The organism is Cupriavidus campinensis, assembly GCF_905397395.1.
Classification (GTDB): domain Bacteria; phylum Pseudomonadota; class Gammaproteobacteria; order Burkholderiales; family Burkholderiaceae; genus Cupriavidus; species Cupriavidus campinensis.
On sequence record NZ_CAJPVH010000118.1, the window covers coordinates 1 to 4020 of the forward strand.

4 protein-coding genes are annotated in these 4020 nt (G+C 60.0%); 2 read left to right on the forward strand and 2 right to left on the reverse strand.

Annotated features, from left to right (window positions below; all coding sequences use genetic code 11):
• Nucleotides 1–146 precede the first annotated feature (146 nt).
• Entirely contained in the window at nucleotides 147–902 is a 756-nt protein-coding gene (locus KHO18_RS27935; RefSeq protein ID WP_211944290.1) for an SDR family NAD(P)-dependent oxidoreductase, read from the reverse strand.
• Between the two features lie 142 nt (nucleotides 903–1044).
• Between KHO18_RS27935 and KHO18_RS27940 the strand changes: the two genes are divergently transcribed.
• Nucleotides 1045–1938: an AraC family transcriptional regulator gene (locus tag KHO18_RS27940; RefSeq protein ID WP_144203668.1), complete on the forward strand. Its 894-nt coding sequence runs from the start codon at nucleotides 1045–1047 to the stop codon at nucleotides 1936–1938.
• A gap of 296 nt (nucleotides 1939–2234) precedes the next feature.
• On the opposite strand, the gene KHO18_RS27945 is transcribed toward KHO18_RS27940, so the two are convergent.
• Nucleotides 2235–2678, reverse strand: a complete 444-nt coding sequence (locus tag KHO18_RS27945) for an RrF2 family transcriptional regulator (RefSeq protein WP_144203670.1) — start codon at nucleotides 2676–2678, stop codon at nucleotides 2235–2237.
• A gap of 84 nt (nucleotides 2679–2762) precedes the next feature.
• Between KHO18_RS27945 and KHO18_RS27950 the strand changes: the two genes are divergently transcribed.
• Nucleotides 2763–3737, forward strand: a complete 975-nt coding sequence (locus tag KHO18_RS27950; protein ID WP_211944291.1) for an alpha/beta fold hydrolase — start codon at nucleotides 2763–2765, stop codon at nucleotides 3735–3737.
• Nucleotides 3738–4020: the final 283 nt, after the last annotated feature.

A 4020-nucleotide genomic window follows, 5' to 3' on the forward strand; every position in this document is an offset into this window, starting at 1 on the left:
CTGAATGAGTATTTGCCCATATCTGTTCTGCGTACCTGTCGATACCCGAGGATCCTTGAACGCTCATTCTCAGCGATTTAGCTTGTCGCGTCGAACGACCGCTCCTGGCCGAACGCGGACTCGCGTCCGCGCAAGGTTAGCAAGGCTCAGATGCGCTGGCCGCCCGATACCTCGATGCGTTGCGCGTTGATCCACCGGTTGTCGGCGGAGAGCAGACTCGCAATCATGGGGCCGATATCGTCGGGCACGCCGACGCGGCCCAGGGCGGTCATCGCTGCGAAGGACTGGTTCAGCTCGGGATTGTCTCGCACCGCACCGCCGCCGAAGTCGGTCTCGATTGCTCCCGGTGCCACCGTGTTGACCGCGATGCCGCGCTGGCCCAACTCCTTGGCCAGGTAGACCGACAGCACCTCGATGGCGCCCTTAGCCGCGGCATAAGCGGCATAGCCGGGATAGCTGACGCGTGTCAGGCCCGACGATAGATTGACGATGCGGCCGCCATCGGCAATCAGGGGCAGCAGCGCTTGCGTCAGGAAGTAGACGCCTTTGAAATGCACATCCACCAGCCGATCGAATTGCGCCTCGGTAGTATCCGCGATCAGTGCGTAGTCGCCGTGGCCGGCGTTGTTGACCAGATGGTCGAACGAGTTGCGGCCCCAATGTTGTTGTAACGCCTTCCGCAGTTGTTCCGCGAAGGGCGCAAAGGTGGCGACAGCGCCGGAGTCGAGCTGGAACGCCATCGCCTTGCGTCCCATGGCCTCGATCTCGGCCACGACAGCTTGGGCATCCTGCGCCCGGCTCTGATAGGTGATGATGACGTCGCCGCCCTGGCGGGCGATGCTCAGTGCGGCATTGCGGCCAAGCCCACGGCTTGCGCCGGTAACAACGGTGATTCGGGTCATGTCTGGCTCCTGTCTGGGGTGTGGATGACTGGAAGCCAGTATCGAACTCCACCGCCTCGAGGGGTTGTCGGAAACTCGGAAATTCTTGCCTGATCCTGCAAATTCGTCGCACCACTGCCGCCACAGGTGTAGGCTTGTCGCCATGGAATCCACACTGCTCTCCGCCGTCCGACGCTATGCCGACGCCCATTCCGATGCAGCGGGCACGGCCCTGACGCCTGTTCCCGGACTGACCATCATCCAGGCCACGTCGGCGAGCGCGCTGCTCTATTCGATCTCGCGGCCATTGATCTGCCTCGTACAGCAGGGCAGCAAACGCGTGACGATTGATGCACAGAATTTTGATTTCACCGCCGGGGATTCGCTGGTGATTTCGGCTGATGTGCCGACCGTCAGCCAGATCACCCGGGCAAGCATCGCCGCACCGTATCTGTCGCTGGTCATGGAACTCGATATCCTGCTGATCGCCGGGCTGTGCCAGGAGATTGGCGCTGCCGGCGATATCGATGAGACGCCCGTCCGCGTCGATCGCACCGATACGGAAGTGACAGACGCTGCCTTGCGGTTGATGCGTTTGCTCGATCGTCCAGCGGCTGTCCCGGTATTACAGGCACAACTCGTGCGCGAACTGCATTACTGGTTGCTGATGGGGCGCCACGGCACGGCAATCCGAAAGCTGGGCAAGGTAAATAGTCACGCGCAACGCGTGGCACGCGCCGTCGCGGTGATTCGCGCCGAATTCGACAAGCCGCTGACTGTGGAGCGGCTCGCAGCGGTGGCAGGCATGAGCCAGGGCTCCTTTCATCAGCATTTCCGTTCAGTGACATCGCTGACACCGCTGCAATTCCAGAAGTACCTTCGCCTGATCGAGGCGCGGCGCCTGATGTTGTCAGAGAGCGCAACTGCAAGCCGCGCGGCCTTCGCCGTCGGCTATGAAAGCGTGCCGCAGTTCACGCGCGAATACGGACGCATGTTCGGCCAGTCGCCGGCGCGGGATACGCGGGCGGCGCGCGGCAATATCAAGGATGCGGCATAAGGTCCACGCGATCCGTAAGATTAGCCGGCCGTAGTATCTTCCAATCCCTTCTCTTTGATACCGGGATCGTCGACGATACATTGAGGATCGTCGAATGACTGCTCATGGCCGAGGGCTGCCCGTGGCGGCAATGCAAGACTAACCCGCAGGGAAAGCGACAAACCTAAGTCACAGTCCGGCCAGGAGCGGTCTCTACACTCAACAGATCAAGGGCCGGCACTCAGCCCAAAGCGGCCGCTTAACATTGCAGCATTCAACGAGCTGCCAGTGCGCCGCTGATTTCAATTCACGCGGCCTTAGACCTGGCCACTGGATTTTCCTGATGTCGACGAAGTGACATCTCGGGCGATTTCGGCCAGGCTCTTCTTTCCAAAAATCCGAAGCATCGTCGTCTCTGCAGAACTCAGTCCCTCATTGATGTGGCGATTCACGGCAGCCTCTACCGGGCATGCCGGATTGTCATCAGCGGGGCCGAGTGCGAAAAGCGCCGTGTGCGCAATCGCCACGTAGACATCCTTTACCGTGAAGTCCTCCAGGTCTCGCGCAAGCTCCCACCCGCCCCCTCGTCCGCCCGCGGATTGGACGTAGCCTGCGTCGCGCAGCGACGCCATCGTTCTTCGAACCACAACCGGGTTGGTGTGCAGCATCAGTGCAATGTTCTCGGACGTGGTTGAACCACCGCGTAGATGCATGTGCACCAGAACGTGCAGGAGTCGAGCCAGTCGGGTGTCGAGTCGCATGAAATCAGAGCTGTTGATGTTCCGTAATGTTTGATGTTACGCTAACGCGATCAGTGCTGTAAACGACCATATTACCGAGCCAACATGAGCGCCTACCGTCACAGCTTTATTGAAGCCAATGGCATCCGATTGCATGTCGCAGAGCAAGGCAAGGGGCCCTTGGTGCTGCTTTGCCATGGGTTTCCAGAGACATCGCATGCTTGGCGGCATCAACTCGCAGCACTGGCGCAGGCCGGTTTTCACGCTGTCGCGCCAGACTTGCGCGGATATGGGTTGAGCGACTGCCCCGAAGGTATCGGGCAATACACGACGCTCGACGTTGTCGGCGATCTTGTTGCGCTCGTTGGCGTACTCGGCGAAAGCGAAGGAGTCATCGTCGGAAACGATTGGGGTGCAACTATTGCGTGGCAGGCGGCAATGCTTCGGCCTGATCGATTTCGGGGTGTGGTGGCGCTCGGCGTTCCGATGATGGGCCGCGCACCACTTGCGCCAAGTCACCTCTTTCCGCAGAACGACCAGGCGTGGTTTTACACCCATTACTTCTCCAAGCCTGGACTCGCCGAAAGCGAGCTTGAGCTTGACGTTGCTGCGACCCTGCGCAAGATCTATTTTTCGGCCTCGGGCGATGTCGGCGATCGCGACGCTAGCACCCCGAACCCGTTCGGATTGGTGCCTCGGGACAAGCAATACCTCGACGCCCTCGGTGATTTCCCGTCGTTGCCGGATTGGCTTGGTTCCGCCGATCTGGAAGCGTTCGTGCGCGCCTTCGATGTCTCTGGCTTTCGAGGGGGACTGAACTACTATCGGAACCTCGACAGAAATTGGGAAATGCAAGCCGCGTTTGAAGGGCTTCGAATCGAAGTGCCTGCCCTTTACCTTGTCGGCGAAAGAGATACGGGGCTCGCTATGCCCGGCATGCGTGAAATTATCGACGCCATGCCCAAAATCGTGCCAAATCTGCGTAAGTCTGATGTGGTTTCGACGGCAGGACACTGGTTGCCCCAAGAAGCACCGGGCGTCGTCAACGCAGCGTTAGTCGAATTTCTCCGGGGGCTTTGACGCCATCGATCCTCGCCGCCCCTTCCTGGCTCGTCACCGGACATTGCCCGGGGCGCAAGCAAGGGACTGCAACGGATCGTTCTGCCAGCCTCAGTCCCCGCAGACAGGCGATGAACCCAAAAAAAAGCGGGCCCTCAATGAACTGCACCCCAAAAGTTGGACACCCGTTCAGCCTTTGGGGTGTTTTTCATGGCGAAGTACAACGAGGCGTTCAAGCGCCAGGTGGTTCAGGAATATTTGTCCGGGGGAGTTGGGACTGGGACACTGAGCCGGAAGCACGGAA